Genomic DNA, 13,839 nt, shown 5'->3' on the forward strand with positions numbered 1-13,839 from the left:
ATTTACCATGAGCATTCAATCAAAACTGACTTCAGCCAACAGAACTGGGTGGTTGATGGCACTGCCGACGCTATCGCTGATAACCCTGTTTATCATAGTGCCGCTGATCTTCGCGTTCGGCTTGTCTTTCACTAATCAACGTCTGATTTCGCCGAATCCAACTGAATTTGTTGGTTGGAAGAACTACTACCAACTTCTCGATCTGAGTTTCGTAAAGTTATCGCCCGAAGTTGATGAAGCGGGCGCTGCAAAGGTTAATAATGACGGTAGCTATGAGTACCCGCGCATTAGAACTCTGAGCCGAAGCAACCCCGAGTACGAGCACTTGCGTGGCATGCGCGAATGGACCTCCTGGCAGCTTGGCGAGGATCGCCTCTACCTGATGGCGCGCGATGTGGTGTTTATGAAGGCCGTGGTAAACACACTATTTTTCGTACTGGTCGTCGCCCCACTGCAAGGAGGCCTTGCACTCGCATTGGCATTGCTGATCAATCAGCGACTGCGCGGTATCAACCTCTACCGCGCTATCTACTTTATGCCAGTAGTGGTCTCAATTGTTGTAGTTTCGCTACTTTGGCGCTTGATTTACGACGCCAATGACGGTCTGCTCAATAACCTGCTTGGCACCCTCTCATTTGGCTTAATACCGCCATTAGATTGGTTGGGTAGCCCCGATACAGCGATGGAGTCGATCATCGCCATGTCGATCTGGCAGGCAGTCGGTTTCCATATGGTCATTTGGCTATCGGGTCTGCAAACAATCTCGCCAACACTCTATGAGGCGGCAGCAATTGAGGGCTCGAATAAGTGGCAGACGTTCCGCTATGTGACCTGGCCAGGACTGCGTAACACTGCTGTGCTCGTATTGATTGTTATTACCATGCAGGCCTTCGCGCTGTTTGCCCAGATCGATGTAATGACCCAGGGCGGGCCACTGGACAGTACCCAGACGATCGTTTTCCAGGCCGTTGAACGCGGTTACGGTAAACAGGATATTTCTGGCGGCTCTACAATTTCAGTGCTGTTGTTCATCATTGTTCTGAGCATCTCTCTGATCCAACGTTACCTCACACGGGAGAAGCACTAATGGCTGTTGCTAATCCAGATGATCGCGGACTGCGCCTCTTTGTGCGCTACCTCGTACTGACACTTATCGCCCTGATATTCATTTTCCCGTTGGTCTTTATGGTGATGTCATCGCTCAAGCCGGATCTGCAACTACTGACAGATACAAACAGCTTGCGTGCCTTTTTACCGGTCGGCGACATAAGCTTCGAGAACTATTTCGCGGCATTCGAACGCGCGCCCGTTGGGCTCTTCGTTTTCAATTCCGTATTCGTCACCGGACTGACCGTAATCCTCTCATTGGCAGTCTGTTCACTGGCAGCTTTTTCATTCGTCTTCCTAAACTGGAAAGGGCGTGATCTGATGCTAACGGTCATTCTGGCCACACTGATTGTGCCGTTCGAGACGATCGCCATTCCGCTATTGCTAATTGCGTCGAAGCTCCCGTGGCTCGACTTTGATGGTCTAACCTTAGGCTGGTTAAATACCTACCGAGTGCAGATCATTCCGTTCATCGCCGATGGCCTAACTGTCTTTCTATTTGTTCAATACTTCAAAGATCTGCCACGCGAGCTCGTCGAGGCAGCACGCGTCGAAGGCGCAACCTGGTTCCAGATTTTCCGCCGCGTGGTGATGCCGCTCTCAGGCCCTGTAATCGCAACAGCAGCAATCTTGAAATTTTTGGCGATGTACAACCAGTACCTCTGGCCACTGATGGTGGTTCAGGAAGAGACCTATCGGCCAGTCATGGTTGGCTTACAGTACTTCTTCCAACTAAACCGCGCTTGGGGTGAGATCATGGCTTATTTGTCTTTAATCACCCTTCCGGTACTCGCCTTCTACCTCTACCTGCAGAAGGCATTTATCGCATCAATCGCGTCCACTGGCGTCAAAGGTTAACGAGATTTAAGAGAATTAAGATGGCAAATCTTTCACTACGTAAAGTTAAGAAATCCTACGGCGATACACCGGTTATCAAAGGCGTGGACATCGAGATCAATGATGGCGAGTTCGTTGTGTTTGTCGGCCCTTCCGGTTGCGGCAAATCAACGCTGCTGCGAATGATCGCAGGACTCGAGGATATCACCGACGGTGAGCTAGAGATTGGCGGCCATGTGGTTAACGAGCTTGAGCCCAAGGATCGTAAAATTGCGATGGTATTCCAGAGCTACGCCATTTTCCCGCACATGACCGTGCGCGAAAATATGGCATTTGGACTCACGATTGCTAAAGCCTCACAGGAGGAGAAAGACTCGAAGGTCAATGAGGCAGCTCGAATTCTGAAGATGGAGCATCTACTCGACCGACGTCCAAGTCAGCTATCCGGAGGCCAACGTCAGAGGGTCGCTATCGGACGTGCCATTGTACGCCAGCCCAGCGTCTTCCTATTTGACGAACCCCTCTCCAACCTAGATGCGGCACTACGTATGGATATGCGAATGGAGATCAGCAAACTTCATAAACAGCTGGACGCTACCATGATCTATGTAACTCACGATCAGGTGGAAGCGATGACACTGGCTGACAAGATCGTTGTCCTTAAAGATGGCGAGGTTCAGCAGATTGGCGCACCGATGGATCTATATCACAACCCGGTCAATAAATTTGTCGCCGGTTTCCTCGGCTCACCCTCAATGAACTTTATCGAAGTGCGCGTCAATGCTGTCCGCGAGGGCGAAGTAGAGGTTCAAAGCAACTCTCTAGATCCTATTTGGATACCATCAACTATAGACGCGCCTACCATAGGCGAGCAGCTGTCATTAGGCCTCCGCCCCCAGTATCTCACCCTCTGTACTGATACACATGAAGGTAAACTGCACGGCAAAGTAGTGATTACCGAGCGCTTGGGTACAGAGACGGTCGTGGATTTAAGTCTCAAGGATGAGAGTCGAATCATTGCATCAGTAGCTGAGGATGCAATCTTCGCAGAGGACCAGGAAGTCAGCCTTACATTTGACCCAACTCAGGCCCATCTGTTTCGCGATGTACGGAAATCAAATTCATGAATACTTTAACTGACACTCGCCCCAAGGCGCATTTCACGCCGCCCGCAGGGTGGCTGAACGATCCGAACGGGCTTGTCTTTTTTGAGGGTGAATATCACCTCTTCTACCAGTATCACCCTGACGGCCTTGTTTGGGGCCCGATGCACTGGGGACATGCTGTGAGTAGGGACCTAGTTAACTGGGAGCACCTTGACATCGCACTCTGGCCCGATGACTTAGGCACTTGCTTCTCAGGCTGCGCGGTGGTCGATATTAACAATACCTCAGGGCTTTTTCCCGATAAACCAGGCCTCGTGGCTATTTATACATGTCATCGTGATGCTCCAGGTTTTGATCGGGGCTACATTGAGGAGCAGTGTATTGCATACAGTCACGACAACGGTAGAAGCTGGATTAAATACGCTAAAAACCCGGTCATAAGCACAATTGGAAAATCAGATTTTCGCGATCCAAAAGTGTTTTGGCACGAAGCGTCACAGCACTGGGTTATGTCTCTGGCTGTTAGCCAGGAAGTGCACTTTTATCGTTCATCTAACCTGTTGGATTGGGAGTTTTGTAGTCGCTTTGGTGAAGGTCATGGAGCTCATACTGCACACCCTTGGGAGTGCCCAGATTTATTCCAGCTTCAAGTTGAAGGAACGACAGAAAAACGTTGGGTACTTGTTATAGGACTCGGAGCCAGTGAAGAAGCGTTCGGTTCGTTTACACAGTATTTTGTGGGCGAGTTCGATGGTAAAAATTTTATCAACGAGAACCCGCCTGAAACCATTCTCTTGATGGATGAGGGGCGCGACTTTTACGCTGCGCAGAGCTGGTCTGACGCGCCAGAGAAACAACGGCTTGCTATTGCGTGGATGAGTAATTGGAAATACGCCAACCAATTTCCAGCTAGCTCATACCGAGGCAGTATGTCGTCTGCTCGCACGCTTACGCTTTCTCAGCAGCGAGACGGCGTACGCATGAAACAACAGTTTTCAGCGCTAACTGCGCCGACAAATCAACTTAGCTCATCAGTATTAATTAATGACACATGGTGTGCTGAAACTGACACAGGCGCGCGTACTGGCTATGCTCACTTGAACTTAGCTACCGGTACCTCTGTAGAACTGTCGTTCTTTGATCCCGCGAGTGCTGACCTGAGAGTGACCCTCGATGAGTCTCGCTACAGATTTGATATCTTGCGAGCTTCAGCGCAAGGGGAAGCCACTTTTAAGGGATTGTTCGACCACGAATATTCGTGTGAATTACCCGCAACTGGCTCACTGAGACTTGAATGGACTACCGATCAAAATTCACTCGAGGTCTTGCTAGGGGGTGGTTTAATGTCCATTACACAGCTTGTTACCTACTCGGAAGCGGGCGCTCCTCTGCATATCCGTAGAATAGAGGGCGAGTGCTTACTAGAGGAACATGCAGAAGCTTTGATTGCTTGAGTCAAAGCTGCGAGTTCCCCCGATCTCGCTGCTTTAAAAAACTTGCACCTTAATCTTCCCAGTAATTGTCTCTTCAATGGATAAGATTAGGATCTCGAGTGTGCAGTTTTGGAGACTAGCCCTAACTGATATAGGCATATTGGATTGTTATCCGCGATGATCCCTGTGGTCTGTCCTAAGTGGCGTTAGCCGGTTTAATAGGGATCGAAACTGGCCGCTTAGTCACAGATTAAAAGGCAATTATCGTCTGGATTAAGACCAAAACTGCTCATATACTCAGATCCTGAAAACGGCCGAGAGGGGTCGTCTTTGACCACTCATCTTTATTCAAATGGGCGACAAAAACGTCGCCCCTTCATTCTGACTACTAGAGATACAGCGATGAGCCCAGCTTCTCGTACTTTTCAGACATCTCTTTAAAGCCCTCAGCCCTTGTTTCTGCAAGCGCTTTAACCTCCTGGCTTATTTTCATTGAACAGAACTTAGGCCCACACATCGAGCAAAAGTGTGCAACCTTTGCCGCAGGTGCTGGCATTGTCTCATCATGAAACTCCCTAGCCCTGTATGGGTCGAGTGATAGGTTAAATTGATCTTCCCAGCGGAATTCAAATCGAGCTTTTGACAGCGCATTATCTCTGATCTGCGCTCCGGGGAATCCTTTGGCTAGATCAGCAGCATGAGCTGCGATTTTGTATGTTACTAGGCCTTCTTTCACGTCTTCCTTGTTAGGCAGACCCAGGTGTTCTTTGGGGGTCACGTAACAGAGCATGGCACATCCATACCAACCAATTTGAGCTGCACCAATCCCTGAAGTGAAGTGGTCGTAGCCCGGCGCTATATCCTGCGTCAGTGGTCCTAGAGTGTAGAATGGCGCCTCATGACAGTGCTTTAGCTCTTCAGTCATATTTTCCTGAATACGCTGCATCGGAACATGGCCAGGGCCCTCTATCATGACTTGCACATCATATTCCCAAGCGATTTTCGTTAACTCACCGAGTGTTCGAAGTTCACTGAATTGAGCCTCATCATTTGAGTCCATGATTGAACCTGGACGCAGCCCATCACCCAGAGATAGAGCTACATCGTAGGCAGCACAAATTTCACAAATTTCTCTGAAGTGAGTGTAAAGGAAGTTTTCTTGATGATGCGCAAGGCACCATTTGGCCATGATGGAACCACCGCGAGAGACAATTCCAGTTAAACGGTTGGCAGTCATCGGCACATATTTAAGCAGCACCCCTGCGTGAATCGTAAAGTAATCTACGCCCTGCTCAGCTTGCTCAATAAGCGTATCTTTTATAACTTCCCAACTGAGGTTTTCCGCAATCCCATCAACCTTTTCTAATGCCTGATAAATGGGAACTGTTCCGATTGGTATAGGCGAATTTCGAATGATCCATTCACGCGTCTGATGGATATCATCTCCAGTCGATAGATCCATTAGGGTGTCAGCCCCCCATCGAGTGGACCATACAAGCTTTTCTACCTCCTCCTCTATCGAAGACGTTACAGCGGAGTTACCAATATTCGAGTTCACTTTTACCAGGAAATTTCGCCCTATAATCATTGGCTCCGATTCAGGATGGTTAATATTAGAGGGTATGATTGCTCGACCCTCTGCGACCTCTTTTCGCACAAACTCTGGAGTTATTTTCTCTGGAATATTGGCCCCAAAACTCTGTCCCGGGTGTTGTCTGAGCAGCAACTCGCTTTTAATCGCTTCCAAGTTTTGATTTTCACGGATGGAGATGAACTCCATTTCAGGGGTGATGACTCCCTGTCGTGCATAGTGCATTTGAGTAACGCATTTTCCCTTCAAGGCTTTACGAACACGAACACGCTTTTGAAAACGCTTAGCCTCCCCTCGAATATCTACCTGCTGTAGGCGAGCATATTCGGACGTTAAAGCGTTCAAGACTTCAGTATCTTCTCGCTCAGCAATCCATGCTTCACGGAGAGGCTCCAGCCCCTGCGTAACATCAATTGTTTCATTTGGGTCAGAGTAAGCCCCCGCTGTTTCGTATACATAGATAGGTTCATTCTGCTCCCAATTTGACGGATCTTTTTCACCAGCAATCGGTGTTGGATTGCAGCTGATTTTCCGCATGGGAACACGTATATCGGCCCTTGAGCCTTGAATATAGATTCGCTCTGAACCTGGGAAAGGATTAGATGATAGTGAATAGATAAAGTCTCGCGCAGACGCTTGATCTGATTGCGAGCTTTTGGATGTTGTATCTTCTGACATAAGCACTCCTGAGCTAACTGGATTGCTTGTCGAGTGGTACCGATTAGATACGTGGCGTACCCAAGAAAAGGGTAATTGCAGAATCAAGAAATCTTGTTCCCTACGCGGGTTCTAACCCGTTCAGGTTCTGCGGATCCCGCACAACGTGCGATCTCAGCCAATAAGGCACTCCGACAAGTTCACTCAAGATAGAGAGGAAAACGGAACTAATCAATTGTTTTTCTATTTGCATTAATAGGATTTGGTAAATATATTGTGATTCGCGACAGGGGCGCCGTAAGGCTGAGAAGCACCCTTAGAACCTGAACCAGATAATGCTGGCGTAGGGAGTCGGGGATCCACTAGCCATGAGGCTAGCGTTTTCCGTCTCTCTGTGGCCTTGGAGAGACCATGGAAACTATCGGACACTACCTCGATCAGATGCGTTCTGCATCACCGCTCGTACACAACATCACTAACTTTGTCGCCATGAACAGTATGGCGAATGTTTTGCTGTCTGCGGGAGCCTCACCTGCGATGGTGCATAGCGTAGAAGAAGTAGAGGACTTTGCCGCAATTTCAAATGCACTAACCGTAAATATTGGTACGCTGGAACCGGCCTGGGTTGACGCTATGTGCATTGCAGCGAAGCAGATGAATTCCCAAAGTAAGCCGTGGGTGTTTGACCCTGTAGGCGTTGGTGCGACCAAGTACAGACAACAAACCTCTAAACAATTGCTTGCTTTAAAGCCAACGGTTATACGCGGTAATGCGTCTGAAATTATGGCCCTTGCAGGTCTTGAAAGTTCAGCCCAAGGGGTTGATGGACGCGACTCAGTAGAATCCGCGGTTGAGGCTGCACGCAATTTAGCGAGGCAGTTAGGATCCGTTGTCGCTGTCACAGGTCCAACCGATGTCGTGACCGATGGCGAGCGAATTGTAGAGATCCCTCATGGTAGCCATTACATGAGTCGGGTGACGACCCTCGGCTGCTCTCTTAATGGCGTTATCGCTGCGTTCTGTGTCGGTCAGCCATCCTATGAAGCAACAGTTGCCGCGATAGCTTATTACGGCATTGCGGGAGAGACTGCAGACAATAAATGTCAGGGACCCGGTTCTTTCTGGGTAGAGTTCATTGACGCACTTGCGTCTCTCTCCGGAGATGATGTGACTAGTCGTTCACAGGTTAAATCGTGAACACACATGGCCCGATCTATGTCATCACAGACACTGCATCAAACTGGTCGATAAGAGATCAGGTTAATTTTGCGGCTGAAGGTGGAGCTCACTTAATTCAGTATCGTGACAAGCAGATCAGCGATGCAGGCTATTTCAGTACCGCTGTGCAACTGATAAAAGACCTCAAAGGATATGGATGTGAGTTGATTCTGAATGACCGAGTATCCATAGCTAAGGAGCTGCCCCAGTGTGGGCTTCATGTTGGTCAGAGCGATGGTGAGCTAGCTGCGATTAAAGCTTCACTGGCCTCTACTCAACTCTTGGGTCTATCCATCGAACACAGTTCGCAAATCACCGAAACGAATCAGCAACTGGTTGATTACTTCGGCATTGGTCCGATCAGAGCAACTCAAACAAAGTCAGATCATGCTCCACCTATTGGGTTTGAGGGTTTAAGAGAGGCTGTGAAGCGGTCCTCAATTCCAACCTATGCAATTGGAGGAATGTCAGCATCTGATATCCCAACCCTTATAAACCTTGGAGTAACCGGTATAGCAGTTGTATCAGCGGTTACTCGCTCGGATAACCCAAAACAGTCCGTAGAACAGCTAAGACAAGAGTGGAGCAAGTCATGATCAAGAACATTCTAACTATTGCAGGCTCTGACTCATCTGGTGGAGCAGGTATTCAAGCAGACATCAAAACGATTTCTGCGTTAGGGTGTTACGCAATGTCCGTAGTTACTGCCATTACCGCTCAGAACACCAGCGGTGTCAGGGCTGTAGATCTAGTTGATACAAAGCTAGTCCGAATGCAATTGGAAGCGATTTTTGATGATATCCGTGTAGATGCAATAAAGATTGGAATGCTTGGCTCAAGCGAGATTATTTATACCGTCGCAGACTGTTTGATAGATCGAAATATCCCGATTGTACTTGATCCTGTGATGGTAGCGAAAAGTGGTGATTCACTCCTGAATGCTGATGCAGTAACCGCACTCAAAGATGCCCTATTGCCCCTAACAACGCTGTTAACACCCAATCTTCCAGAAGCGGCTGTACTGCTTGGTCAGAAAGAAGCCGATAGCCGACTCGTCATGGAGCGTCAGGCTAAGGCCTTATTAAAACTCGGTGTTGGAACTGTTCTCCTCAAAGGCGGGCATCTTTTGGGCAGTGAGAGCCCTGACCTTTTAGCCACAGAGGCCGAGCTGATGTGGTTTGATGAGAAGCGTTTCCATACAAAGAACACTCACGGTACCGGTTGCACTTTGAGTTCAGCCTTAGCTACTTTTATTGGACAGGACTACTCAGTTCCTGACGCAACGTCATCTGCCAAAGAATATCTCACGAAAGCGATTCAGAGCGCGGATCAGCTGGATGTCGGATCAGGGCATGGACCCACTCATCACTTTTGGAAAAGAAGTTGATAGACCGGCGCGGCTGGTGTTTGATACGCCAACAGCGCCGCAAAGGCCGCCTCCCCCCTAAATGCGCACCTCAACCACGCCGTCACGGCTATGGACTTCATAGACCGGAATACTCAGTTCAGAATTCTCTAAGCAGACACCGGAGTTCAAGCAGTAGTGCTGCTTGTAGAGCGGTGAAGCGACGGTGAACTTATCACCTAATTGCGCCAGCAGACCGCGTGACAGTACGTTGGCGTTGCCGACGGGATCGTAGTTCCCAACCGCAAACAGCCTATCTGTTGAGGCTTGGCGGAACACCGCCACCTGTTCACCAGCTACCAAGGCACAGATACCAGTATCAGGTGCGATATCGTTCAATTTACAGACGCTAGTCCAGCTCATGTCCATCTCCTCAGCTCGCTTTAGCAATCAGTTGTAGTTTCTCTTCTGGAGTTGCCGGACGAATCTGCTCGCGTTCTTTAACGAAGCTAAGATTCGCATCAGTCTCGTCTGAGTTGATGAAGTGACTGAAACGTTTCAGTCGGTCCGGGTTATCCAGGGTTGTGGCCCACTCGCATTGATAGTTGGAAATATTCAGAGCCATCTCAGCCTCAAGCTGCTCACACAGTCCTAAGCTGTCTTCAATTATTACTTCTCGTAGATAGTCCAGACCGCCCTCAAGGTTATCCATCCAGACTGACGTGCGCTGCAGGCGATCCGCAGTGCGGATATAGAACATCATTAAACGGTCGATGTAGCGAATAAGGGTGTCGCGGTCGAGATCGGTGGCGAAAAGGTCTGCGTGACGCGGTTTCATCCCGCCGTTACCACAGACATAGAGGTTCCAGCCGTTTTCTGTTGCGATAACACCGAAATCTTTAGACTGAGCTTCGGCACACTCGCGCGTACAACCCGAAACAGCAAATTTGATCTTATGCGGTGCACGCACACCCTTGTAGCGATTTTCAATATCGATCGCCAAGCCAACCGAGTCATCCACACCGTAGCGACACCAGGTGCTACCTACACAGGACTTCACTGTACGCACTGACTTCCCGTAGGCATGGCCGGTTTCAAACCCGGCCTGAACCAGACGTTTCCAGATCTGCGGCAACTGGTGCAGCTGAGCACCGAACAGGTCGACACGCTGTCCACCGGTGATTTTGGTGTAGAGATCGAAGTCCCGCGCCACCTCACCAAGCACGATCAATTTATCCGGGGTAATCTCCCCGCCGGCAATACGCGGTACAACCGAGTAGGTACCGTCTTTCTGCATGTTGCCCAGATAGATGTCATTGGTGTCCTGCAGGCTGATATGCTTATCGTCCAGCACATAGTCGTTCCAGCAGCTTGCCAGAATCGAGGCGATCGCCGGCTTACAGATCTCGCACCCATCCCCTTTACCATGTTTGTGCAGCATCTCAGCGAAGGACTTCACTTCGCCAATACGCACCAGGTGGTAGAGCTCCTGACGCGTGTGCGGGAAGTGTTCGCAGATATCGCGTGACACCTCAACGCCTAGCTCCTCAAGCTCATGGTTCACCAGATTCGTAAGCAAGGGCACACAGCCCCCACAGCCGGTGCCCGCTTTGGTCGAACCTTTTACATCACCTACTGAGCAACAGCCGCCCTGCACCGCCTGACGCACATCACCTTTACTCACTGAGTGACAAGAGCAGATCTGAGCGGTTTCTGGCAGTGCAGCGACACCCAGACCTGTCTGCGCATCATCTCCACGATGAGGCAGGATCAGCGCTTCAGGAAATTCAGGTAGCGCGATGGCATTGAGTTTATACTGCAGCAGCGTTCCGTAATCCTCGGTATCACCGACTAACACCGCCCCGAGAAGGGTTTCGTTGTCCTGGCTGACTACTAGCTTCTTGTACACTTCATCTGGTTGGTTGTAATAGGTGTAGACGCGCGCACCCTGTGTCTGTGCCTGAGCATCACCAATGGATGCTACATCTACGCCCATCAGTTTGAGCTTGGTGCTCATATCAGCTCCAGCAAACTCTGTTGGCGTGCCAACAATCTGGTCAGCGGCGGCTTTCGCCATGGTGTAACCCGGGGCCACCAAACCAAAAATTCGACCCTCCCAGAGCGCACATTCGCCAATGGCATAGATGCTTGCATCACTCGTACGGCACTGATTGTCGATCTTAATACCACCGCGTTCGCCAAGTTCTAGCCCGGTTTCACGGGCCAGACTGTCCTCAGGGCGGATACCCGCAGAGAAGAGGATCAAATCGGTCTCAAGTGAGGTTCCATCTGAGAATTCGAGCCGATGAAGGTGCGCTTCACCATCAACAATCTGACTGGTCGCTTTAGAAAGATGCACTCCAACGCCGAGGTCCTCTATTTTCTGTTTCAGCAAGTCACCGCCACCTTGATCGAGCTGCACCGCCATAAGGCGTGGTGCAAACTCGACAACATGCGCTTGCATACCCAGGTCCTTCAACGCCTTGGCAGCCTCAAGCCCCAGCAAGCCACCGCCAATAACAACGCCTACTTTGGCGCCCTTCTCGGCGGCTGCAGTAATCTTTTCGAGATCATCGATAGTGCGATAAACGAAGGTATTCTCGCGATCATTGCCGATAATGGGTGGCACGAAAGGGTAAGAACCTGTGGCCAATACCAACTGATCGTACTCCACCGTAACTCCAGCCGATGATTTCACCGTTTTGGCGACCGTATCGATGCTTTCAACCGCATCGTTGAGATAGAGTTTCACGCCACGCTCTTGGTATGTCGCAGCATCTGCCAGCATCAGTTGCGAAGCGCTTTTAGTCTGAAAGTACTCAGAGAGATGCACGCGATCATAGGCGGGTAAGGCTTCAGCGCCGAACACGCTTAACTCAATCTGACCGGGCGCAGCCCGATCTAACAAAGCCTCAACGAAGTGGTGACCCACCATACCGTTTCCGACGACTACTACTCTCATACTGCACCTCTTACTTTGCGAAAAAAAAACGCCCACAGAAGCTGACTCTCATCAGTCTCTGTGGACGCCTTTGTCCGGGGCCCGAGTTCAACGGGCTATGTCATTTAGGTTTCGCTTCGCTGCTCACCTATTTACCTAATAGCCTCGATTTAGCAACGCTCGTGCCAGACCAACCTAAACCCCTGTATCTACTGCATTTTCATCAGTTAAGCGCTTTTTTAACTTACGAGAGTTGCCGCATTTCTGCTCCAGTTTGCGCCGCTAAATCGCTCACTTGCACCAGAGTAGTGCAATTGGATTTTTACTTTTCCACCTGTTTTGCCATGGCCTCCAGCACTCTCGCCGCCACATCCGCGACCGAACGACCTGAGCCCATCGCACTTTTCTGCAACTGACGATATGCAGCATCGTCGTCGAGCTTCATCTGCTGTTTGAGAATCTCTTTTGCTCGCTCGATCAGCTTACGCTCCTGCAGAGCTGTGCGCGCCCGCGTCAAATCGACCTGCAGTTGCTGGATCTGAGCGTTCTGTTCGCTAATAAGCTGATAGAGCGACCCTTGGGTACCAACAATCGCCGCATCATTGGCTGATGTCTGTGACAACGGATCTACAGGTTTACTCGGGATCAGCTCTTGCAGATGCCTCTCAATCTTCACTTTAGAGCGTTGCGCATCATCGATCTGCATCCGGCACTCGGCGTCAAGTAGCTGAATCGCTTTTGCCTCAAGCAAGGCTAACTGATCAATATACTCCGTTGCTTTGTCATACCAGGCCTCTGCAATTGCCGGATCGATACTCTGCCCCTTGCACAGTTGCGTGCGCAGCCCTCGCAGTTGTGTCATCTCACTAAAAAGCGAGCTAGCCTCTATCTGCTGCCAACTGGTAAGCAGCTCTTGGGCAGCACTTTGCTGAAAAATTGCGATCATCTGAGCCGTGTCAGATTGATTGCGCGCTAAGCGCTGGCACAACCGCTCTACGAAATTACCGCGGGCAAAACCAATCGCTGTCCAGGCGCGCTCCTGACCCGCTAGCTCCTTCACCTGAATTAGATGAACCAGAGCGATCATTGCACGGGCGGTTTTGGGCTCCCGAGCGGTTTCGGCTAGATCGAAGATCAGTGTCAGTATTTGTTGGATGAGGTGGTTATACCCCAGCGTAGCGTCGAGTGGCTGTAGCTTCATCGCCTGAATTTCAGTGCGGTGATGCGCCAGCGTGGATAGAGATAGCATCAACTGAGCTAGCGATGCCAAAAGCTTGGGCTCCTTCGCTAGTCTGCCCGAGTCAGTTGAATCCGAAATTTGCGCGCAGAACCGCTCCAACTCCTTATCAGCCAGTTTCAACTGAGCCTCGCGCTCCGCCCGCTTACGCGCGCCTTCACTAACCAACCAGATATTAGTCAGTCCACGTTCGCGCTGCAGTTGATGAATCAGGTTACAGGCGGCGCTAAGCCACTCCAAGTTAGACTCAAGCTCTTTCAGATTGGCAATTGCCGCATCCTTTGCAGCCAGAAGGTGCTGTTCAGCAGAGTTTAGATATCCGTTCATGTCAGCCATTTAAGTTCTATCGTCGAATAGTGCATCCACT

11 protein-coding genes and 2 riboswitches are annotated in these 13,839 nt (G+C 50.1%); of the genes, 7 read left to right on the forward strand and 4 right to left on the reverse strand.

Translation table 11 applies throughout. The features are described from left to right. Positions 1–7 precede the first annotated feature (7 nt). Genes AC1WNR_RS12750 through AC1WNR_RS12765 form a run of 4 tightly spaced genes read left to right on the forward strand, consistent with a single transcriptional unit; the run spans position 8 to position 4,504 of the window. Positions 8–1,087: a carbohydrate ABC transporter permease gene (locus AC1WNR_RS12750; protein WP_481644872.1), complete on the forward strand. Its 1,080-nt coding sequence runs from the start codon at positions 8–10 to the stop codon at positions 1,085–1,087. Next, positions 1,087–1,965: a carbohydrate ABC transporter permease gene (locus AC1WNR_RS12755; RefSeq protein WP_481644873.1), complete on the forward strand. Its 879-nt coding sequence runs from the start codon at positions 1,087–1,089 to the stop codon at positions 1,963–1,965. The genes AC1WNR_RS12750 and AC1WNR_RS12755 overlap by 1 nt, the downstream gene beginning before the upstream one ends. A gap of 20 nt (positions 1,966–1,985) precedes the next feature. Beyond that, positions 1,986–3,071 carry an ABC transporter ATP-binding protein gene (locus AC1WNR_RS12760; RefSeq protein ID WP_481644874.1) on the forward strand — a complete coding sequence of 362 codons (1,086 nt, stop codon included), beginning with the start codon at positions 1,986–1,988 and terminating at the stop codon, positions 3,069–3,071. Beyond that, a complete protein-coding gene (locus AC1WNR_RS12765) occupies positions 3,068–4,504 on the forward strand; it encodes a glycoside hydrolase family 32 protein (protein ID WP_481644875.1) in 1,437 nt (478 codons plus the stop codon). Before AC1WNR_RS12760 ends, AC1WNR_RS12765 begins: the two co-directional genes overlap by 4 nt. A 367-nt stretch (positions 4,505–4,871) precedes the next feature. Here AC1WNR_RS12765 and thiC read toward each other — a convergent pair whose 3' ends face one another. Further along, positions 4,872–6,752, reverse strand: a complete 1,881-nt coding sequence (gene thiC, locus AC1WNR_RS12770; protein WP_481644876.1) for a phosphomethylpyrimidine synthase ThiC — start codon at positions 6,750–6,752, stop codon at positions 4,872–4,874. A gap of 80 nt (positions 6,753–6,832) precedes the next feature. Then, a riboswitch (TPP riboswitch) is annotated at positions 6,833–6,935 on the reverse strand. Positions 6,936–7,009: 74 nt separating this feature from the next. Beyond that, positions 7,010–7,098: riboswitch (TPP riboswitch) on the forward strand. Between the two features lie 44 nt (positions 7,099–7,142). On the opposite strand from thiC, the gene thiM reads away from it, so the two are divergent. Genes thiM through thiD form a run of 3 tightly spaced genes read left to right on the forward strand, consistent with a single transcriptional unit; the run spans position 7,143 to position 9,336 of the window. Next, positions 7,143–7,928 carry a hydroxyethylthiazole kinase gene (gene thiM, locus AC1WNR_RS12775; protein ID WP_481644877.1) on the forward strand — a complete coding sequence of 262 codons (786 nt, stop codon included), beginning with the start codon at positions 7,143–7,145 and terminating at the stop codon, positions 7,926–7,928. Beyond that, positions 7,925–8,545: a thiamine phosphate synthase gene (thiE, locus tag AC1WNR_RS12780; protein ID WP_481644878.1), complete on the forward strand. Its 621-nt coding sequence runs from the start codon at positions 7,925–7,927 to the stop codon at positions 8,543–8,545. Before thiM ends, thiE begins: the two co-directional genes overlap by 4 nt. Further along, complete coding sequence (gene thiD, locus AC1WNR_RS12785; RefSeq protein ID WP_481644879.1) at positions 8,542–9,336, forward strand: bifunctional hydroxymethylpyrimidine kinase/phosphomethylpyrimidine kinase; 795 nt, start codon at positions 8,542–8,544, stop codon at positions 9,334–9,336. Before thiE ends, thiD begins: the two co-directional genes overlap by 4 nt. Before the next feature lie 57 nt (positions 9,337–9,393). Here thiD and nirD read toward each other — a convergent pair whose 3' ends face one another. The 3 genes from nirD to AC1WNR_RS12800 form a co-directional block, all read right to left on the reverse strand. Beyond that, positions 9,394–9,717, reverse strand: coding sequence for a nitrite reductase small subunit NirD (nirD, locus tag AC1WNR_RS12790; RefSeq protein WP_481644880.1), 324 nt, complete (start codon positions 9,715–9,717; stop codon positions 9,394–9,396). 10 nt (positions 9,718–9,727) lie between these two features. Continuing rightward, positions 9,728–12,256 (reverse strand): nitrite reductase large subunit NirB, encoded by a 2,529-nt coding sequence (gene nirB, locus AC1WNR_RS12795; RefSeq protein ID WP_481644881.1) that lies wholly within the window; start codon positions 12,254–12,256, stop codon positions 9,728–9,730. 301 nt (positions 12,257–12,557) lie between these two features. Then, entirely contained in the window at positions 12,558–13,808 is a 1,251-nt protein-coding gene (locus tag AC1WNR_RS12800) for a nitrate- and nitrite sensing domain-containing protein (protein ID WP_481644882.1), read from the reverse strand. Between the last annotated feature and the right edge of the window lie 31 nt (positions 13,809–13,839).

The sequence above is a fragment of the Marinobacterium marisflavi genome (assembly GCF_982447095.1).

What these genes read in the sequence shown, in the direction of transcription:
- thiD (WP_481644879.1), top strand. Translation starts at nt 8,542, where the DNA reads ATGATCAAGAACATTCTAACTATTGCAGGCTCTGACTCATCTGGTGGA.
- AC1WNR_RS12750 (WP_481644872.1), top strand. Translation starts at nt 8, where the DNA reads ATGAGCATTCAATCAAAACTGACTTCAGCCAACAGAACTGGGTGGTTG.
- AC1WNR_RS12800 (WP_481644882.1), bottom strand. Translation starts at nt 13,808, where the DNA reads ATGGCTGACATGAACGGATATCTAAACTCTGCTGAACAGCACCTTCTG.
- AC1WNR_RS12755 (WP_481644873.1), top strand. Translation starts at nt 1,087, where the DNA reads ATGGCTGTTGCTAATCCAGATGATCGCGGACTGCGCCTCTTTGTGCGC.
- nirB (WP_481644881.1), bottom strand. Translation starts at nt 12,256, where the DNA reads ATGAGAGTAGTAGTCGTCGGAAACGGTATGGTGGGTCACCACTTCGTT.
- thiM (WP_481644877.1), top strand. Translation starts at nt 7,143, where the DNA reads ATGGAAACTATCGGACACTACCTCGATCAGATGCGTTCTGCATCACCG.
- thiC (WP_481644876.1), bottom strand. Translation starts at nt 6,752, where the DNA reads ATGTCAGAAGATACAACATCCAAAAGCTCGCAATCAGATCAAGCGTCT.
- AC1WNR_RS12760 (WP_481644874.1), top strand. Translation starts at nt 1,986, where the DNA reads ATGGCAAATCTTTCACTACGTAAAGTTAAGAAATCCTACGGCGATACA.
- AC1WNR_RS12765 (WP_481644875.1), top strand. Translation starts at nt 3,068, where the DNA reads ATGAATACTTTAACTGACACTCGCCCCAAGGCGCATTTCACGCCGCCC.
- nirD (WP_481644880.1), bottom strand. Translation starts at nt 9,717, where the DNA reads ATGAGCTGGACTAGCGTCTGTAAATTGAACGATATCGCACCTGATACT.